Genomic DNA, 17,151 nt, shown 5'->3' on the forward strand with positions numbered 1-17,151 from the left:
GAGTTCCCGTGCCCATCAACCCCGACATCGCCATCGGTGCCGAGATCGGCGAGGTGAACTTCGCCTGGACGTCGTCGGACGTGCTGCTGTACCACTTGGCGCTGGGCGCGGGCCCGGACGAACTGCGGTTCACCTACGAGCAGGACCTGGTGGTGCTGCCGACGTTCGCGACGGTGGCGGCCAACCTGCGCGTGTTCGACCCGCCGGCGGTGTCGTTCCCCGGGGTGGAGATCGACCTGGCGAAGGTGCTGCACGGCAAGCAGGAGATCACGCTGCACCAGCCGATCCCCACGTCGGGCAAGGCGGTGGCGCGGTCGCGGATCGCCGACGTCTTCGACAAGGGCAAGGCGGCGGTGGTGGTCCAGGAGGTTTCGGTCACTTCGTCGTCCGGGGATCCTTTGTGGACGGCCCGGTCGAGCATCTTCGCGCGCGGTGAGGGCGGGTTCGGCGGCTCGCGGGGGCCGTCGGACCGGATTTCCTGGCCTTCGGCGGAGCCGGACGTCGTCCTGGAGGTCCCGACGCTGCCGCAGCAGGCGCTGCTGTACCGGCTGTGCGGCGACCGCAACCCGCTGCACGCGGACCCGGCGTTCGCCCGGGCGGCGGGGTTCGACCGGCCGATCCTGCACGGGCTGTGCACGTACGGCATCGTGGCGCGGGTGCTGGTGAACGAGTTCCTGGACGGCGACCCGGCCCGGGTGGCGTCGTTCGCGACGAAGTTCGCCGGCGTGGTGTTCCCGGGCGAGACGCTGCGGATCCGGGTCTGGCGCGCGGACGACCGCCTGCTGGTGACGACGTCGGCGGCCGAGCGCGACGACGCACCGGTGCTGGCGGACACGGTGCTGGTGTCCACTTCCTGAGCGGCGCGCCCGGGGCGGCTACCGTAGAGGGGTGACTTCGGACTACTTCGTGGTGCGCGGAACGGTCGAGCCGGGCGACCAGCGCGGCCGAGAACTGGGCTTTCCGACGGCGAACATCGCCTTGAGCGACCAAGACGGCTCCTTGGGCGACGGGGTGTGGGCGGGCTGGATCGGCCGCCCGGACGGCTCCAGGCTCCCGGCGGCGATCTCGGTCGGCCGCCGCCCCACGTACTACGGCGCGGACGGCTACCGGTTGCTGGAGGCCCACGTCTTGGACTTCTCGGGCGACCTGTACGGCGAGACGCTGGTGGTCTGGCTGGGGACGCACCTGCGCGAGCAGAAGAAGTACGCCTCGGCGGAAGACCTGATCACGGCCCTGAAGAACGACATCGCGGCGGCGGCCCAGTGGACGTCGGAGCACCCGGCCGCTTCGCTTCCCTCGCCTGGGGACAGTGCCCTGGGTGAGGTGCGGCGGGTCGCGGGCTGAAGGTTTCCGCGGCCCGGAATTGTCGGTGGTCTCCGGTAACGTGAAATCCGGGGGACCCCCCTGGCCGGGGACCTCTCGGTGCCGTGCTCACAAAGCCGAGGCCAGCAGCATGTAGCCCATCCCGGCGCCCATCACGGTCCGGCACACCGCGCGCGACGCCTGCCCGGAGCCGGCGACCGCGCCGGAGCCAGAAGCGTCGGCCGAGCCAGACGCGGCGGCCGAGCCAGACGCGGCGCCGGGGCCAGCACCCGCGCCAGCGGCCGAGACAGCGCCCGAGCCGGGGTCCGCCCGTACGACCGCCGAGCCCCGCACCACCGCCACCCCCGACCAAGCCGCGTCCGCCACGAAGTAGCCCGCCGCCAGCACCGCGACCAGCGGGACCGCCAGCCGGGCGTCCATGGCCGACATCGTCAGCCACGGTCCGTGGTCGCCTCCGCCGTGGGGCATCGCCGTCACCATGTACAGCATCGCCGCCGCCGACAGTGCGTGGTGGGCGCAGGCCCGTCCGCGCCACCAGGCCAGCGCGAACCAGCCCGTCGTCAACACCAGCACCGCCTGCCAGCCCGCCGCCGGGATGGGGCCGCCGACCGGCGAGAACATCGCCACCATCGCCACCACCAGCAACAGCTCCGCCAGGTCGCCGTGGCGGACGCCGTGCCCCAGCCGTGCGTAGTCGAGGCGGACCAGGCGCAGCACGCACGGCAGCACCAGCCCCGCGAAGACCGCCGTGAGCGCCCAGTCGACCGCCATCGGTCTCACTCTCCGTCGTGGGTGGTGTTTCCACCGTGACACCCACGACGGCCGGGCACCAGCCGTCATTGAGGTGACGCTCAGTCACTCGTCAGGATGAGTCCGCTCGTCGGCACGCCCGTGCCCGCCGTCACCAGCACCCGCGCCGCGTCCGCGACCTGGTTGGCCGCCGTCCCCCGGATCTGCCGGACGCCCTCCGCGATGCCGTTCATGCCGTGGATGTACGCCTCGCCCAGCTGGCCGCCGTGCGGGTTGAGCGGCAACGCGCCGTCGAGCTCCAGCGCGCCGTCCGCGATGAAGTCCTTCGCCTCGCCGCGGCCGCAGAAACCCAGTTCCTCCAGCTGCATCAGCACGTACGGCGTGAAGTGGTCGTACAGCACCGCGACGTCCACATCGGACGGTGCCAGCCCGGACTGGCCCCACAGCTGCCGGCCCACGACACCCATTTCCGGCAGCGCGGCCAGGTCGTCGCGGTAGTACCTGGTCATCACGTACTGGTCCGGTCCGCTCCCCTGCGCCGCCGCCGCGATCACCGCCGGCGGGCGCGCGAGATCGCGGGCCCGCGCCAGGCTCGTCACGACCAGCGCGACCCCGCCGTCGCTCTCCTGGCAGCAGTCGAGCAGGTGCAGCGGCTCGGCCACCCAGCGTGACGTCTGGTGCTCTTCGAGGGTGATGGGCCGCCCGTGGAACCACGCGTTCGGGTTCGTCGCCGCGTGCTTGCGGTCGACGACGGCCACGCGCCCGAAGTCCTCGCTCGTCGCGCCGTAGTCGTGCAGGTATCGCTGCGCGACCATGGCCACCGTCGCCGCCGGGGTGGCGATGCCCATCGGGTAGTGGAACGCGTTGTCCACGCCCGAGGAGTTGACCTGCCCGGCCGCCGCGGACGACACCTGGCCGAAGCGATGGCCGGACCGCTCGTTGAACGCCCGGTACGCGACGACGACGTCCGCGACGCCGGTCGCCACCGCCATCGCCGCCTGCTGCACGGTCGCCGCCGCGGCGCCCCCGCCGTAGTGGATGCGGCTGAAGAACTTCAGCTCGGGAATCCCGAGTTCCCGCGCGACCGCGATCTCCGCGTTGCCGTCCATGGTGAACGACACCAGTCCGTCCACATCAGACGGTGTCAGACCCGCGTCGGCCAGTGCGTGGGAGATGCATTCGGCCGCCAGCCGCAGTTCGCTGCGCCCGGAGTCCTTCGAGAACTCCGTCGCGCCGATCCCGGCGATCGCCGCCGTCCCCGAAAGCGTCACGGCAGGGTCACCTCCACCGTCCCGGCGACGTGCTCGCCGAGACTGTCCACACCGGACACCGAAACCACGACGTCCTGCCCGTCACGGGAGACCACCCGGCCGGTGAACGTCAGCGTGTCGTAGGCGTAACAGGGCACGCCGAGCCGGATCTTGATCGACCGGATCAGTGCCTGCGGCCCGGCCCACTCCGAGACGAACCGCTGAACGAGACCCGTGTCGGTGAGGATGTTGAGGAAGATGTCCTTCGAACCGCGGGCGACGGCCGAGTCTCGGTCGTGGTGGACGTCCTGGAAGTCGCGGGTGGCCAGCGCGGTGCTGACGACGAACGTCGGCGTCGCCTCGATCGTCAGCGGCGGCAGCTCGGTCCCTTCGGCGACGGTCATCGGGCCACCTCCCACGCGGGCAGGGTCAGGTCGTCGTCCACCTTGACGAACGCGGCCACCACGGGAAGTCCGATGTGGACCTCCTCGGGCGCCGCGTCCAGCAGCTCCGCCATCACGCGGACCCCTTCTTCGAGTTCCACCAGGGCCACCACGAACGGCAGTTGCTTGCCGGGCACCGCCGGGTGGTGGTGCACGACGTAGGAGTACACGGTTCCCCGGCCACTGGCGACGACGTAGTCCGGCTTGGTGTCCAGCGAGCCGTCGGGCGGCATCGGCCCCGGCGGGTGCCGCAGCGTTTCGCCCCAGCGCTGGATCCGCAGCTCACCCTCGCGAAGGCCGTCCCAGAAGAACTCCGTGTCCCGGCTGATCACCGGCCGCAGCACCGGCGCCGGCGGCGGTTTCGGGGCGGGCGGGCGGAACTTCAGGACGCGGAACATCATTTCCGCGACGGCCTCGGCCCCGACGTACCAGGTCATCCGCGTGGTGACGAACCAGCCCTCACCCAGCGCGGTTTTCTTCGGCCCGACGACGTTCTCCAGCCGCGTCCGCGCCTCGACCTGCTCGCCGGGCCGCAGGTAGCGGTGGTAGGTCTGCTCGGAGTTCGTCGCCACGACCGAGGTGAACCCGGCTTCGTCCAGGAGCTCCGTCATCAGGCCGAGGGGGTCGTCGGAGCCGCGCGGGACGTTCAGGCCGCCCATCGTCCAAACCTGCGCCATCGCGGGTGGCGCGACCAGTCCCTTGTGGACGCTCGTGGCGGCGTACTCCGGGTCGGTGTAGACCGGGTTGCGGTCCCCGATCGCTTCGACCCAGTTGTTGACCATGGCCTGGTTGACGGGGTCGCGCGCCAGGCGCGGCGCGCATTCCCCGCGTGCGGCGATCTCCGCGGCGGCCTCTTCGATGTTCATCGCGGCACCCTCGGCAGGCCCAGGCCGATCGAGGCGATCAGCTCCCGTTGGATTTCGCTGACGCCCCCGCCGAAGGTCAGCACGATGTTGCGCTTCGCGGTGAGGTCCAGCCATTCGGCGAGCTCGGCGGTGTCCGGATCGGCGAGGTCGCCGTGGCGCGCGACGACTTCCTCGAGGTTCCGGCCGATCCGCTGGATGGCCTCCGAGCTGAACACCTTGGTCGCCGACGCGTCGGCCACGCCCACCGGCGCGTTCGCCGAGGACACCGCGACCTGCCAGTTCAGCAGCTCGTTCACCCGGGTCACGGCCAGCGCTTCGGCGAGCACGGCCCGCACGTCGGCGAGGTCCAGCAGGCCGTGCGCGCTCGCCCAGGCGCGGACGCGGTCGTACAGGCCGCCGATCCGGCCGGCCGGCCCGAGCATGACGCGCTCGTGGTTGAGCTGGGTCGTGATCAGCCGCCAGCCCGCGTTTTCCTGTCCCACCAGGCGGTTCGCCGGCACGCGGACGTCCGAGTAGTAGGTCGCGTTGACGTGGTGGGCGCCGTCGCAGGTGATGATCGGCGTCCACGAGTAGCCGGGGTCGCTCGTGTCGACGATGAGGATCGAGATGCCCTTGTGCTTGGGCGCGTCCGGCGCGGTCCGCACGGCGAGCCAGAGGTAGTCGGCGTCGTGGCCGCCGGTGGTGAAGATCTTCTGGCCGTTGACGACGTACTCGTCGCCGTCGCGCACCGCCGTCGTCCGCAGCGACGCGAGGTCGGTGCCCGCTTCCGGTTCGCTGTACCCGATCGCGAAGTGGATCTCCCCGGCGAGGATCTTCGGCAGGAAGAACGACTTCTGCTCGTCGGTGCCGAATTCCTGCAGGGTCGGCCCGACCGTCTGCAGCGTGACCGAGGGCAGCTGGACGTCGGCGCGCGCGGCCTCGTCGACGAACAGGTGCTGTTCGATGCCGCCGAAGCCCTGGCCGCCGTACTCGGCCGGCCAGCCGACGCCGAGCCGGCCGTCGCGGCCCATCCGGCGGACGATCTCGCGGAACACCGGGCCGTGCCGCTCCCGCCGCATCGCCCGGCGTTCCTCGGGGCTGATCAGGCCGGCGAAGTATTCGCGCAGCTCGGCCCGCAGCTGCTTTTGCGCGCTGGTCAGTTCGACGTGCATCCGCTTCACCCCGCCACTCGTTCGCCGAGCCGGCCGAGCCGGTGCGCGGCCCCGCCGAGCGTCCGGCCGAGGTCTTTGACCGCCGACGAATACCGGTGCAGCGGATAGGTTTCGTCGACGCCGAGGCCGCCGTGGAGGTGGTGGCAGGTCGCGAGCGCCTGCGGCGCCTGCGAGGCGAGCCAGTAGGCGGCGACGTCCAGTTCGGCGTCCGCGTCGAGCCCGGCAGCCAGCCGCCACACCGCGGACGTCACGGCGAGGTGCACGGTCCGCGCGGCCACGTAGACGTCGGCGATCTGGCCCGCCACGGCCTGGAAGGCGGCCAGGGGCCGGCCGAACTGGGTGCGCTCGCCGACGTGCTTGACGGTGAGCGCGAGCGCCCCGGCCAGCAGGCCGTCGCCGACGGCCAAGGCACCGGCCAGCGCGAACCGGTGCAGCGCCGCGACGGCACCGCGATCGAACAGCAGATCGGCCTCTTCGACGGCGACGTCGTGGAGCCGGACCGTGAATTCCGGGGCCCCGGACGAGGTGGGGGTCGGGACGAGCGTGACGCCGTCGGCGTGCGGGTCGACGAGGTAGACGGCGCTGCCGTGCGCGGTGGTCACCGGGGTGAGGATCCGGGTGGCCCCGGCGGCGTGCGGGACAGCGGTCTTCACGCCGCTGACCAGCCATTTCCCGTCGCCGGGCCGCGCGGTCGCGGCAGGCTCGGCGACCAGCGGCGCGGACGGCTCGTGCAGGGCGGCGGTGAGCAGCGCGTCCCCGGCCGCGACCGGCGGCAGGAACTCCGCGCGCTGGGCGGGGGTGCCGAGCGACTCGATCGGCAGGACGCCGAGGGCGAGCGCGGCGTACGCGGGCACCGGCGCCGCCACCCGGCCCACCTCGGTCAGGACCTGGGCGACCTCGGCGACACCCAGGCCGTCGCCTTCCAGCTCCGGGGGCAGCGCCAGGGCGAGCAGGCCCGCCGAGGCGAGCGCGCGCCAAGGATCTTCCTCGGACCCGAGCACTTTCGCGGCGAGGGCGGCGATCTCGGTCTGCGTATCGTCAAGGGCGAAGTCCACGCCTGTCCTCCGGATCGGGCGCAATATTGAAACCTGTTCTAGTCTTAACCGGAAAGGGCGGGCACGGCAACCCCCGGGGGTGGCGCAATGGCGGGGACACGGCGGCGGATCACCGTGCCGCCGACCGCGGGCGTGCCCGAGCCGGTCCCCCTGGAGCTGCCCGGCCGCGGCCGCACGGTGGTCACCGACGTCGGCCCGCGGGACGCGCCCGTGCTCTTTCTGCTGCATTCGGTGGCCTGCACGGGCCTGCTGACCTGGTATCCGGCGCTCACGCGGCTGGCGCGGCAGCACCGCGTCGTCGTGTTCGACCAGCGGTGGCACGGCCGGGGCATCCGCTCGCCGGAGTTCCGGCTGGCCGACTGCGCCGAGGACGTCACGGCGGTCGCGGACGCGCTCGGCGTCGGCCGGTTCGCGCTCGCCGGGTACTCGATGGGCGGGCTGGTCGCGCAGCTCGTGGCCCGCGCCGAACCAGAACGTGTTACCGGGCTCGTGCTGTGCTCGACCGCGGGCCACTTCGGCCGCGGGCTGCGGCAGCGCGCCGCCCTCGACGTCTTCGGCCGCACGCTGCGGCGGCTGCGCGAGCGGGTGCCGCCGCCGGCCCTGCCCGGCGCGCTCCCCCGCGCCCGCCTCGCCGACCACCGGTGGGGACTGCGGGAGTTCCGCTCGACCACGCCGTGGGCGATCGCGGTCGCCGTCGACGAGATCGGCCGGTTCGACTCGCGGCCGTGGCTGCACACTCTGCGGCAGCCGGCCGCGGTCGTGGTGACCGCCCGGGACCGGTTCATCGCGCCCGCCCACCAGCGGTCCTTGGCCCGCCGGCTCCCCGGCGCGGCCACCTACGAGGTCGCGGCCGGGCACGCCGCCTGCGTGCTGGCGGCCGACCGCTGGGTGCCCGCCCTGCTCGCCGCGGTCGGATCCCTCCGAGGAAGGAAGCCATGATGGGACGCTTCAGCCTGCCCGACACCAAACCCGACGGCCTCGACTCGCCCGTCACCGCGAAGGCCATGAAGTACCTGGCGAAGGCGCAGGTGGCGGTCTTCCGGCTGACCGGCGGCCGCGTCGGCAGCAAGTGGCGCGTCGGGGCGGGGTTCCGCAAGCCCGTGCCGACGCTGCTGCTGGAGCACCGCGGCCGCAAGTCCGGGCGGCTGTTCACCACCCCGCTGCTCTACCTGCGCTCGGGCGGCGACGTCGTCATCGTCGGCTCGCAGGGCGGGCTGCCGCGGCACCCCCAGTGGTACCGCAACCTGCTGGCGCACCCGGAGACGCGCATCGACCTCAAGGGCCGGCGCGGCGTCCCCGTCACGGCCCGGGTCGCCGAGGGCGCCGAACGCGCCGAGCTGTGGCCGCGGCTGGTCGAGCTGTACGCGGACTTCGCGAAGTACCAGGCCTGGACCGAGCGGGAGATCCCGGTGGTGGTGCTCAGCCCGCGGCCTTGACGAGCTCGGCGAGGGCGTCCGGGAGCGCGTCGGCGAGCGGCCACAGGTCCTTGACCAGCTCCCGCGCGCCGAGCAGGCCGACGTGCACCTTGCCCGCGTTGGACAGCACCGTGACGTTCAGCCCGGCGCCGTGGAAGACCGGGCCGAGCGGGTAGAAGCCGGTGATCCGCGCGCCCAGGAAGTACAGCGGCATCGGCGGGCCGGGCACGTTCGAGACGACCAGGTTGTGCACCACCGGGTGCTTCTCGGCCAGGCGCAGCGCCGAATACGCGCGCACGGCGAGCCCGAACGCCGTCGCGGCCGAGAACTGTGCCCAGTCCTGCAGCATGTCGGCGTCGATCTCGTGGTGGTGGTCCTTGGAGCGCCGGTTGGCCTCGGCGAGGAAGAACACCCGCGCGGCCGGGTCGGCCAGGTGCGTCGGCAGGGAGGCGAAGAACGCCGAGACCTTGTTGCTGCCGTGGTCGCGTTCGGTGCGGTCGTGCACCGAGACCGGGACGGTCGCCACCAGCGGGTCTTCCGGCAGCTCGCCGCGTTCGGCGAGGAACTCGCGCAGCGCCCCGGCGACGAGCGCGAGCACGACGTCGTTGACCGTGACCCCGAACGCGTTCTTGACGTCCTTGACGTCGGCGAGGTCGAGCTGGGCGAAGGCGACGCTGCGGTGCCCGGTGATCGTGCCGTTCAGCGACGTGCGCGGCGCGGTGAACGGGACCGGCATCCCCTTGCCGCGCAACGCCCGGCCGACCCAGCGCGGCATCAGCCCGAGCAGGTCGGGCAGCAGCCGCGCGACCTCGGCGGGCCGCTTCACGACGCTTTCGACGCCGGAGCGGATCAGGTCCAGCGGCGACGGCAGCGCGGCGTTCCGGCGCTCGTCGATCTCGGGCATCGGGCCGTCGGGTTCGAGCCCGGCCAGGTAGGTGATCAGGCTGGCGCCGCTGACGCCGTCGACGCTCGCGTGGTGCATCTTGAGCAGCACGGCGAGCTGGCCGTCGGCGAGGCCTTCGATGACGTACAGCTGCCACAGCGGGTGCGCGCGGTCGAGCTGCTGCCCGGCGATGTGCGCGCACAGCGCGGCGAGCTCGGCGCGGTCGCCGGGGGCGGGCACGCCGATGCGGTGCACGTGGTGGTCGAGGTCGAACTCCTCGTCCTCGACCCAGACGGGGTGGCTCAGGTTCCAGAGTGGATTGTGCAGTTTGCGGCGGAACGCCGGGATCAGCCGGACGCGTTCGTCGAGCTTCTCGTGGAGCTTCGCGAAGGTGTAGCCGCCGGGGACGGTCCCGCTGTCCAGGACGAGCAATCCGCAGACGTGCAGGACCTGCGACGACGTCTCGAGGTAGAGGAAGCTCGCGTCGAGGCCGCTCAGTCTCTGCATGGCGCCAGGGTAGGCCACGTCCGGTGAGCGGCGCGTCACCCTACTCGCCGGTATCATCGCGGTGGTGCAGCCGAATTTCCTGATCCGTCGCGCGGTCCAGCTCGGTCTCACCGCCAACGCCCTGCGCCCCCTGCGGGCCCGGTCCACCACGATCCCGGTGTTCTTCGCCGGGTGGCTGACCGGCGAGCTGGCGCCCCAGTTCCTGGCGCTGACGGCGGCGGATTCGCTGCTCCACGTGGCCCGCCACGGCGTCCACGACCGGTCGACGAAGGCGGGCCTGGCGATGGCGGCGGCGTCCGCCGCGGGGCTGGCCGCGCTGGTCCGCACCGGCCACGGCGCCCGCGAGGAGATCGAAAACGCGCTGACGTCGGCGCTGGGTCCGGACTACGCGTCGGAACTGGGCCGGTCCGACCTGGGGTTGCCGTGGGGCGAGCTGGCGCTGCCGTTCCGGATGGGCGCCCCGGACGTCCGCGTCGACCGCAACATCGCCTACGCCCCGGGCGGCAAGCGGTTCCTGCTGGACGTGTACCGGCCGGCTGCGCCGGTCTCGGGTGCCCCGGTGCTGCTGCAGGTCCACGGCGGCGCGTGGGTGATCGGCAACAAGGAGGAGCAGGGCCGGCCGCTGATGCGCTACCTGGCGCGTCGAGGCTGGGTGTGCGTCGCGATCAACTACCCGCTCTCGCCGGCGCATCGGTGGCCGGCGCACATCGTCGCGGCGAAGCAGGCGCTGGCGTGGATCCGCTCTTCGATCGTGTCGTACGGCGGCGACCCGGATTTCGTGGCGGTGACCGGCGGCTCGGCGGGCGGACACCTGTCGGCGCTGCTGGCGTTATCGCAAAACGACCCGGCGCTGCAGCCGTCGTTCGAGGACGTGGACACGAGCGTCCAGGCCTGCGTCCCGCACTACGGCGTGTACGACTTCGCGGCGACGTCCGGCGCACCGGCAAGCAAGTACCGGCTGGAGAGCCTGATCGCCCGCCGGGTGTTCGCGCCGGACCGGGACCCGGTCTCCCACCTGGACGACTACATCGCGGCGTCCCCGCTGGACCGCATCACGTCGGACGCACCGCCGTTCTTCGTGATCCACGGCCGCGACGATTCACTGGTCCCGGTGCGCGAGGCCCGCGAGTTCGTCGCGCGGCTGCGGGAGAAGTCGCGGCAGCCGGTGGCGTACGCGGAGCTGGCGGGGGCGCAGCACGCGTTCGACGTGTTCACGTCGGTCCGGTCGGCGCACGTGGTCCGCGGGGTGGCGCGGTTCCTGGATCACACGTACAACGCCTGGAAGGCCGAGCGGGCTCAGTAAACGAGGTCCAGCGGGCTGGCCGAAGGTGGGCCGTCGAGGCGCCACTCGGGTCCTTCGCGGACGAAGCGGTACCAGCGGGCGTCGCGGCCGTAGCGCAGTTGCAGGTCTCCTTGTGTGAGGCGGTTTCGCCAGAGCTTCGGCTTGCCTGGGAGACCCGCGTCGGCCAGGGTTTGCTGCGCTTCGGCGAGCGGGCCCGGGCCGGGTTGCCAGGTCTGCCGTTGGGCCGCCAAGCCGCCGCGGCCTGCTTCGCGCCAGGCCTCGGCCCAGCGGGTCAGGTCCTTCGGGGGTACTCCCGCCGCCGTGGCGAGGGCGGTGATCTCGGCGCTGGTGCGGCCGGCCGCGCGGCGGGCGAGGTCTTCCTCGAACGTCAGCTCCGCCGGTGTCGGGCCGCCGGTCAGGAGGTCGCGGGCGAGGGCGGCCGCGTCCGCCGCGAGGGCCGAGAGCGCCGCCGCCGTCCAGCCGGTGCCCGGGGGCGGGTCGAGGTCCAGGACCGCCGGGGGCCCGGGGACCCGTGGTGGTGCCGGCACGGCGGGGATCGCGCCCGGCCGTCGCGCGTAGGCGGCCCGGGGGGTCAGGCCCTCGTCGGCGGGCTTGGGGAGCTTCGGTTTCTCGCCGCGGGCGGGCGAGCGGCGGGCGCGGAGTTCGGCCAGGACGTCCGCCCTTGGGCGGCCGCGCAGCAGGAAGAGCGTGAACGGGTCGCGGTCGACCTCGTCGGCGACCAGGTAGTACACCGCGGCGACGTGCTTGCACGGGTTCGCCGAGTCCGGGCACGAGCACCGCGGCCGCAGGTCGCCCGGGCCCGGCAGCAGGTCGACGCCCGCTTCGCGCGCCTGCTCGGTGAGCGCGCCGGGAAGCTCGCCGTCGAGCAGCGCGGCCGCGTGGCCGAGCTGGGTGCCGACCACGCCGAGCAGGGTGTCCCACTCGCCGTCGGTGAAGGTGCGCATGGTGATGGTCACCTTGTACGGCTGCGGACGGCTGCCGCGCACCCGCGCCGTCATCACGCCGGCGCCGAAGTGCAGCTCGCTGACGGTGCCTTTCCGCGCGTACGTCCGCCCGCGGGGCAGCCGGTTCGGGTCGAGCTTCGCGCGTTGCTCCAGGGCCTCGACCCACGCGCGGCCCCACCACGTCGTGCCGAAGTTGCGCCTCGGTGGCATCACCCGCCCCCGAGCCGGACGAGGTCGGCGAGCTCGTCGTCGGACAGTTCGGTGATCCAGTCTTCGCCCGCACCGACGATCGACTCGGCGAGGCCCCGTTTCTTTTCGAGGACCTGCGCGATCCGTTCCTCGAGCGTGCCTTCGGCGATCAGCCGGTGCACCTGGACGGGCTTGTCCTGCCCGATCCGGTAGGCGCGGTCGGTGGCCTGGTCTTCGACGGCCGGGTTCCACCAGCGGTCGTAGTGGATCACGTGGGTGGCCCGGGTCAGGTTGAGCCCGACGCCGCCGGCCTTGAGCGAGAGCAGGAAAACCGGGATCTCGCCGGCTTGGAAGCGGTCGACCATGTCCTGCCGTTTGGCCGGGGAGCTGTCGCCGGAGAGCAGTTCGGTGGGCAGGCCGCGGTCCTGGAGGCGCCGTTCGAGGAGGCGGCAGAGCTGGACGTACTGGCTGAAGACCAGCACGCTTTCGCCTTCGTCGAGGATGACGTCGAGGAGCTCTTCGAAGGCGGCGAGCTTGCCGGAGCGGCCGGCGAGCGCGCCGTGCGGTTCTTTGAGGAACTGCGCGGGGTGGTTGCAGATCTGTTTGAGCTCGGTGAGCAGCTTCAGAACCTGCCCGCGGCGTTCGATGCCCTTCGTTTCCCGGATTTCGGCGAGGTTTTCCCGCACGACGGCTTCGTAGAGCGTGGTCTGCTCGGCGGTGAGCGGGACGAACCGATCGGTCTCGGTCTTCGGCGGCAGTTCGGGGGCGATGTCCGGGTCGGTCTTGCGCCGCCGGAGGAGGAACGGCCGGACGGTGGCGGCCAGCCGTTCGGTGACCGCCTTGTCGCGGTCGCGTTCGATCGGGCGCGCGACGGTGCGCCGGAACCGATCGAGGGGGCCGAGCAGGCCGGGCGTCGTCCAGTCCACAATGGACCAAAGCTCGGTGAGCCGGTTTTCGACAGGCGTCCCGGTGAGGGCGACCTTGGCTTGCGCGGGAACCTTGCGCAGTTCCTTGGCGGTGGCGGACAGCGGGTTCTTGACGTGCTGAGCTTCGTCGGCGGCGACGAGCCCCCAGTCCACTTCGGACAGGGTCTCGCGATCCCGGCGGAGGACACCGTAGGTGGCGAGGACGACTTCGTCGGGGGCGAGGTCGCCGAGGTGCCGGCGGCCGCCGTGGAAGCGGCGGACGGGGATGCCGGGCGCGAAGCGGGCGAACTCGCGTTCCCAGTTGCCGAGGAGGGAGGTGGGGCAGAGCACGAGGGTGGGGCCGCCGCCGGTGCGCGGAGGCTCGGCACCGCCCGGCGAGCTCGCGCCGGCGGGCGGCACGCCAGGGGTCACCGGCGAGGACTCGCCTCCCACCGGCGGCCGCCCACCGCGCGGCGGCGACCCGGCGGCCTCGCCGGTGGGCGGAGGCTCGACACCGCCCGAGGAGGTTTCGGCCAGCACTGGCCCATCGCCGACTGGCGGAACCTCGGCCTCGGGCGGCTGCTCGACCGCCGCACGGGCAGCCTCGCCGGGCTGCCGCTCGCCGGGCGCGGGCTCGACCACGGATTCGGCAGCCTCGGCGGCCTGCGCCGAGACCCGCTGCAACTCGCCCGACCTCGCCAGTTCACGCCGGTGCAGATGGAGCGCTATCAGCTGGATCGTCTTGCCTAAGCCCATGTCGTCCGCCAGGCAGGCGCCCAGGCCCAAGCCCGTCATCGTCGCCAGCCAGGACAGCCCCGCCTGCTGGTACGGGCGCAGCGTCGCCTCCAACCCCGGCGGCGGGGCCATCGGGGACTCCGCGCGGTCCCGGATCCGCGCGGCCAGGCCGCCCAGCGCCGGGGGTGCCGCGAACTCCACGCGCTCGCCGTCCACCTCCAGCTCGCCCGTCAACGCCGCCGCCAGGGCCTCGCCCGCGTCCAACGTGCGAGTCCGGCCGCGCACCCGGGCCAGGAGCTGCGGATCCACCCGCACCCATTGCCCCCGCAAGCGAACCAACGGCCGCTTGGCTTCGGCCAGGGCCGTCACCTCTGCGTCGGTCAGTTGCTCTCCGCCCAGGCTGAGCTGCCAGCGGAACTCCAGCAGGGAGCGCAGCGCGAACTCCGCCTCTGCCACGCTCGCCGGTGCCTGGGTTGCGCTCGCCCGGGCCTTCACCTCTCCCGCGAACAGGCCCTTCGACCACAGGACCTCGATGCCGGCCCCGCCCAGCTCGCGGGCGCCGTCGGTGAGGAGGTCGACCACTTCGTCGTCGGACAGCGCCAGCGAAGCCGGGGTCGCCTGGGTCAGCACGCGGCCCAGCGGTGCCCACGCCCTCGCTCCCCGCCGCAAGCCCAGCAGCAACTGCGTCTCGACCTGGTCGCCGAGGCGGTTCAGCACCGCGTCCGGGGCGTCCCACAGCGTGGCCGCCTCCACCACCAGGCTCGGCTCCGCCATGCTGCGGACCGCCAGCACTCCGGCGAACGACTCGTCGTCGGCGCCCTCGACCCGCAGGAGCACCTGGACCCCGCGGGGCTCGCGGGCCTCCAGCTCCGCCAGCCAGGCCGCGCCATCCGGGCCGAGCAGCGCCGGTTCGCGGGCCGCGAATGCCGGGTCGCCCGCGCCGACCGGGGCCGCCGGGCTGCGGACCAGCAGGTCGGCCGTGGCGTCCCAAAGCGCCCGGACCAAGGAATCCGGCGAGTGCAGGCGGATGCGCTTCAGGCCCGTCAGCGGCAGCGCGTACGCCTCCGGGGGCAAGGCGCCGGCCAGCCCCCGCAGCAGTTCCTCGTCGGCCGCATCGAGGGGGCCGATCCGCCAGGCCGCCGCCCCGCCCGGTGACGCCGCCGGCCGCAGCCGCCCCCGCGCGACGAGGTTCACCCCGGCGTTGACTGCCGCCGACCACGCCGCCACCGCCGGGCTGGCCTCCTCCCCCACCGACAGCAGCCGGGGCAGCGCCCGCTCCAGGGGAACCAGCTCGGCTTCGACCTTCGTCCGCGCGAACTTGGCTCCGCGGGGCAGCACGAGCTCGATCGTGGTCCCGCCGGCCACGTCCTCGCCCCACAAGGCCAGCACCCCGTCCCGCGGGGGATCCGCGGGGAGGTAGGTGGCCTGGGTGTCTGCGCTGAACTCCACGACCGCAACGCTAGAACACGGCACCGACAGTTCGGCCCCCGGCGGCGCGAACGGTCCTTTCGCACCGTTGCCCAACGCAACTCACCCGGGCGCCGAAGGGCATCACCCGCGGGGCAGGCCGAGGAGGCGTTCGGCCGTCAGCGAACGCAGGACCTGCGTCGTGCCGCCGGCGATGGAAAGGCAGCGGGTGAGCAGGAACTCGTGCTGGGCCGGGCCGTCGGCGAGCAACGCGCCCGCGCCGGCCAGCTCCAGCGCGAACTCGGCCACCGCCTGCCGGTGCGACACGCCGAGCAGCTTCCGGACGCTCGACTCCGCGCCCGGATCCTGGCCCTCCAGCCGCCGCAGGGCCGCCCGCAGGTCCAGCACCGAACCCGCGACGCCGTCGGCCACCAACGCCCCGAGCCGGTCCAGCGCCACGTCGTCCAGCGCCGAAGCGTCCACAGTAGACACAAGAGTCTGCACGCTCTCGCCGACCGCCGACCCGCTGCCGATGGCCACCCGCTCGTTCGCCAGCGTCGTGCGCGCCAGCCGCCAGCCGCCGCCCGGCGGGCCGACGACGTCGGCGTCCGGCACGAACACGTCGTCGAGGAACACCTCGTTGAACACCGCCTCGCCGGTGATCTCGCGCAGCGGCCGCGTCGTGATCCCCGCGGTGCGCAGGTCGACCAGGAAGTACGTGATCCCCTTGTGCTTGGGCACGTCCGGGTCGGTACGGGCGAGGCAGATGCCCCAGTCGGCTTCGCGGGCCAGCGACGTCCACACCTTCTGCCCGGACAGCCGCCAGCCGCCGTCGACGCGCCGGGCCGACGTCCGCAGCGCCGCCAGGTCGGATCCGGCGCCGGGCTCGCTGAACAGCTGGCACCAGGTGAGCTCGCCGCGCAGGGTGGGCCGGGCGAACCGCTCCCGCTGCTCGTCGCTGCCGTGCTCGAGGATCGTCGGTACCGCCCACGCGCCGATCACCAGGTCCGGACGGCGGACCCCGGCCGACGCCAGCTCGGCGTCGATCCGCAGCTGCTCCGCGGCGTCGGCACCCCGGCCGTAGGGTGCCGGCCAGTGCGGTGTCAGCAGACCCGCGTCCGCCAGCGCGACGCGTTGGGAGGCAGCCGGCAGCGCGGCGATCCGCGCCACCTCGTCCCGCAAGGCAGGGTCGTCCCCGACGTCGACACCCAGCGTGCGCTCGCTTCCGGACAGCGCCAGCGACGCCGCCCGCCGCCGCCACGACCCGCCGAGCCACTGCCGCAGCGCGACGGCCCGGCGCAGGTACAGGTGCGCGTCGTGCTCCCAGGTGAACCCGATGCCGCCGAGGACCTGGACGCAGTCCTTGGCGTTGGCGACGGCCGCGTCGAGGGCGACGACGGCCGCGCTCGCCACCGAGAGCGGGTGCTGCCCGGACGCCGCGTCCCAGGCCAGCGCTTCGGCGGCTTCGGCACGGCAGAGCATCTCGGCGCACAGGTGCTTGATCGCCTGGAACGCCCCGATCGGCTTGCCGAACTGCTCGCGGACCCGGGCGTACTCGACGGCGATGGTCAGGCAGCGCCGCGCCACGCCCGCCGCCTCGGCGGCCGCCAGCGTCGCGGCCAGGTCGGCGACCGGCGGCACGGTGAGCAGGTCGGCCCGGACCCCGGAGAACCGGATGTGCGCGAGCGGGCGCGAGAAGTCGAACGCGGGCAGCGGCTCGACGCTCACCCCGGGCGTGCCGGGCGCGAGCAGGACGTGGCCACCCTCGACCGGGACGAGCAGCCAGGCGTCCGGGTGCGCCCCGGGCACGGGCCCGCTGAGGCCGTCCTCGAGGGACACGACGTCCAGCAGGACCGCGACGGTGGCCTCTCCCTCGGCCAGGGCCGGGAGCAGCTCCTTCGCTTCGGGGACGTCGGCGAGCAGCAGCCCGGCGAGCGCGGTGCCCAGGAGCGGCCCGGGAACGAGTTCCTCCGCCGCCGCGGCGAGCCCGGCGGCGAGGTCGGCGACCCTGCCGTCGGCCCCGCC

At 73.4% G+C, this 17,151-nt stretch carries 15 protein-coding genes; 5 read left to right on the plus strand and 10 right to left on the minus strand.

Annotated elements, in window-relative coordinates; genetic code table 11:
- Positions 1 to 8 precede the first annotated feature (8 nt).
- Positions 9 to 857 carry a MaoC/PaaZ C-terminal domain-containing protein gene (locus ACWEVN_RS25165; RefSeq protein WP_449683128.1) on the plus strand — a complete coding sequence of 283 codons (849 nt, stop codon included), beginning with the start codon at positions 9 to 11 and terminating at the stop codon, positions 855 to 857.
- Positions 858 to 888: 31 nt separating this feature from the next.
- The gene (locus ACWEVN_RS25170) at positions 889 to 1,344 is read left to right on the plus strand and encodes a riboflavin kinase (protein WP_449683129.1); all 456 of its coding nucleotides are present in this window, start codon (positions 889 to 891) and stop codon (positions 1,342 to 1,344) included.
- A gap of 87 nt (positions 1,345 to 1,431) precedes the next feature.
- Here the strand turns inward: ACWEVN_RS25170 and ACWEVN_RS25175 are convergent, their stop codons facing one another.
- The 6 genes from ACWEVN_RS25175 to ACWEVN_RS25200 all read right to left on the minus strand — a co-directional run bounded on the left by ACWEVN_RS25175 (position 1,432) and on the right by ACWEVN_RS25200 (position 6,838).
- Positions 1,432 to 2,094 (minus strand): DUF5134 domain-containing protein, encoded by a 663-nt coding sequence (locus ACWEVN_RS25175; RefSeq protein WP_452052925.1) that lies wholly within the window; start codon positions 2,092 to 2,094, stop codon positions 1,432 to 1,434.
- A gap of 80 nt (positions 2,095 to 2,174) precedes the next feature.
- The gene (locus ACWEVN_RS25180) at positions 2,175 to 3,344 is read right to left on the minus strand and encodes a lipid-transfer protein (protein ID WP_452052926.1); all 1,170 of its coding nucleotides are present in this window, start codon (positions 3,342 to 3,344) and stop codon (positions 2,175 to 2,177) included.
- Complete coding sequence (locus ACWEVN_RS25185) at positions 3,341 to 3,727, minus strand: MaoC family dehydratase (RefSeq protein ID WP_449683132.1); 387 nt, start codon at positions 3,725 to 3,727, stop codon at positions 3,341 to 3,343. The genes ACWEVN_RS25180 and ACWEVN_RS25185 overlap by 4 nt, the downstream gene beginning before the upstream one ends.
- Entirely contained in the window at positions 3,724 to 4,632 is a 909-nt protein-coding gene (locus ACWEVN_RS25190) for a bifunctional MaoC family dehydratase N-terminal/OB-fold nucleic acid binding domain-containing protein (RefSeq protein ID WP_452052927.1), read from the minus strand. Before ACWEVN_RS25190 ends, ACWEVN_RS25185 begins: the two co-directional genes overlap by 4 nt.
- The gene (locus ACWEVN_RS25195) at positions 4,629 to 5,783 is read right to left on the minus strand and encodes an acyl-CoA dehydrogenase family protein (protein ID WP_452052928.1); all 1,155 of its coding nucleotides are present in this window, start codon (positions 5,781 to 5,783) and stop codon (positions 4,629 to 4,631) included. Before ACWEVN_RS25195 ends, ACWEVN_RS25190 begins: the two co-directional genes overlap by 4 nt.
- Before the next feature lie 5 nt (positions 5,784 to 5,788).
- The gene (locus ACWEVN_RS25200) at positions 5,789 to 6,838 is read right to left on the minus strand and encodes an acyl-CoA dehydrogenase family protein (protein ID WP_452052929.1); all 1,050 of its coding nucleotides are present in this window, start codon (positions 6,836 to 6,838) and stop codon (positions 5,789 to 5,791) included.
- Between the two features lie 87 nt (positions 6,839 to 6,925).
- Between ACWEVN_RS25200 and ACWEVN_RS25205 the strand changes: the two genes are divergently transcribed.
- Together ACWEVN_RS25205 and ACWEVN_RS25210 are read left to right on the plus strand one after the other, a co-directional pair.
- Positions 6,926 to 7,777, plus strand: coding sequence for an alpha/beta fold hydrolase (locus tag ACWEVN_RS25205; RefSeq protein ID WP_452052930.1), 852 nt, complete (start codon positions 6,926 to 6,928; stop codon positions 7,775 to 7,777).
- On the plus strand, positions 7,777 to 8,274 hold the full coding sequence (locus ACWEVN_RS25210) for a nitroreductase family deazaflavin-dependent oxidoreductase (protein WP_452052931.1): 498 nt from the start codon (positions 7,777 to 7,779) through the stop codon (positions 8,272 to 8,274). The genes ACWEVN_RS25205 and ACWEVN_RS25210 overlap by 1 nt, the downstream gene beginning before the upstream one ends.
- On the opposite strand, the gene ACWEVN_RS25215 is transcribed toward ACWEVN_RS25210, so the two are convergent.
- On the minus strand, positions 8,258 to 9,643 hold the full coding sequence (locus ACWEVN_RS25215) for a WS/DGAT/MGAT family O-acyltransferase (protein WP_452052932.1): 1,386 nt from the start codon (positions 9,641 to 9,643) through the stop codon (positions 8,258 to 8,260). The two genes, ACWEVN_RS25210 and ACWEVN_RS25215, sit on opposite strands and share 17 nt — an antisense overlap.
- Before the next feature lie 64 nt (positions 9,644 to 9,707).
- On the opposite strand from ACWEVN_RS25215, the gene ACWEVN_RS25220 reads away from it, so the two are divergent.
- The gene (locus tag ACWEVN_RS25220) at positions 9,708 to 10,946 is read left to right on the plus strand and encodes an alpha/beta hydrolase (RefSeq protein WP_449683138.1); all 1,239 of its coding nucleotides are present in this window, start codon (positions 9,708 to 9,710) and stop codon (positions 10,944 to 10,946) included.
- On the opposite strand, the gene ACWEVN_RS25225 is transcribed toward ACWEVN_RS25220, so the two are convergent.
- From ACWEVN_RS25225 to ACWEVN_RS25235, 3 genes are all read right to left on the minus strand, one after another.
- Entirely contained in the window at positions 10,940 to 12,100 is a 1,161-nt protein-coding gene (locus tag ACWEVN_RS25225) for an SWIM zinc finger family protein (RefSeq protein WP_452052933.1), read from the minus strand. The two genes, ACWEVN_RS25220 and ACWEVN_RS25225, sit on opposite strands and share 7 nt — an antisense overlap.
- Positions 12,100 to 15,168: an SNF2-related protein gene (locus ACWEVN_RS25230; protein WP_452052934.1), complete on the minus strand. Its 3,069-nt coding sequence runs from the start codon at positions 15,166 to 15,168 to the stop codon at positions 12,100 to 12,102. The genes ACWEVN_RS25225 and ACWEVN_RS25230 overlap by 1 nt, the downstream gene beginning before the upstream one ends.
- 102 nt (positions 15,169 to 15,270) lie before the next feature.
- Positions 15,271 to 17,151 (minus strand): acyl-CoA dehydrogenase family protein (locus ACWEVN_RS25235; protein ID WP_452052935.1); only part of this gene is annotated, 1,881 nt, incomplete at its 5' end.

The organism is Amycolatopsis sp. NPDC003861, assembly GCF_053605405.1.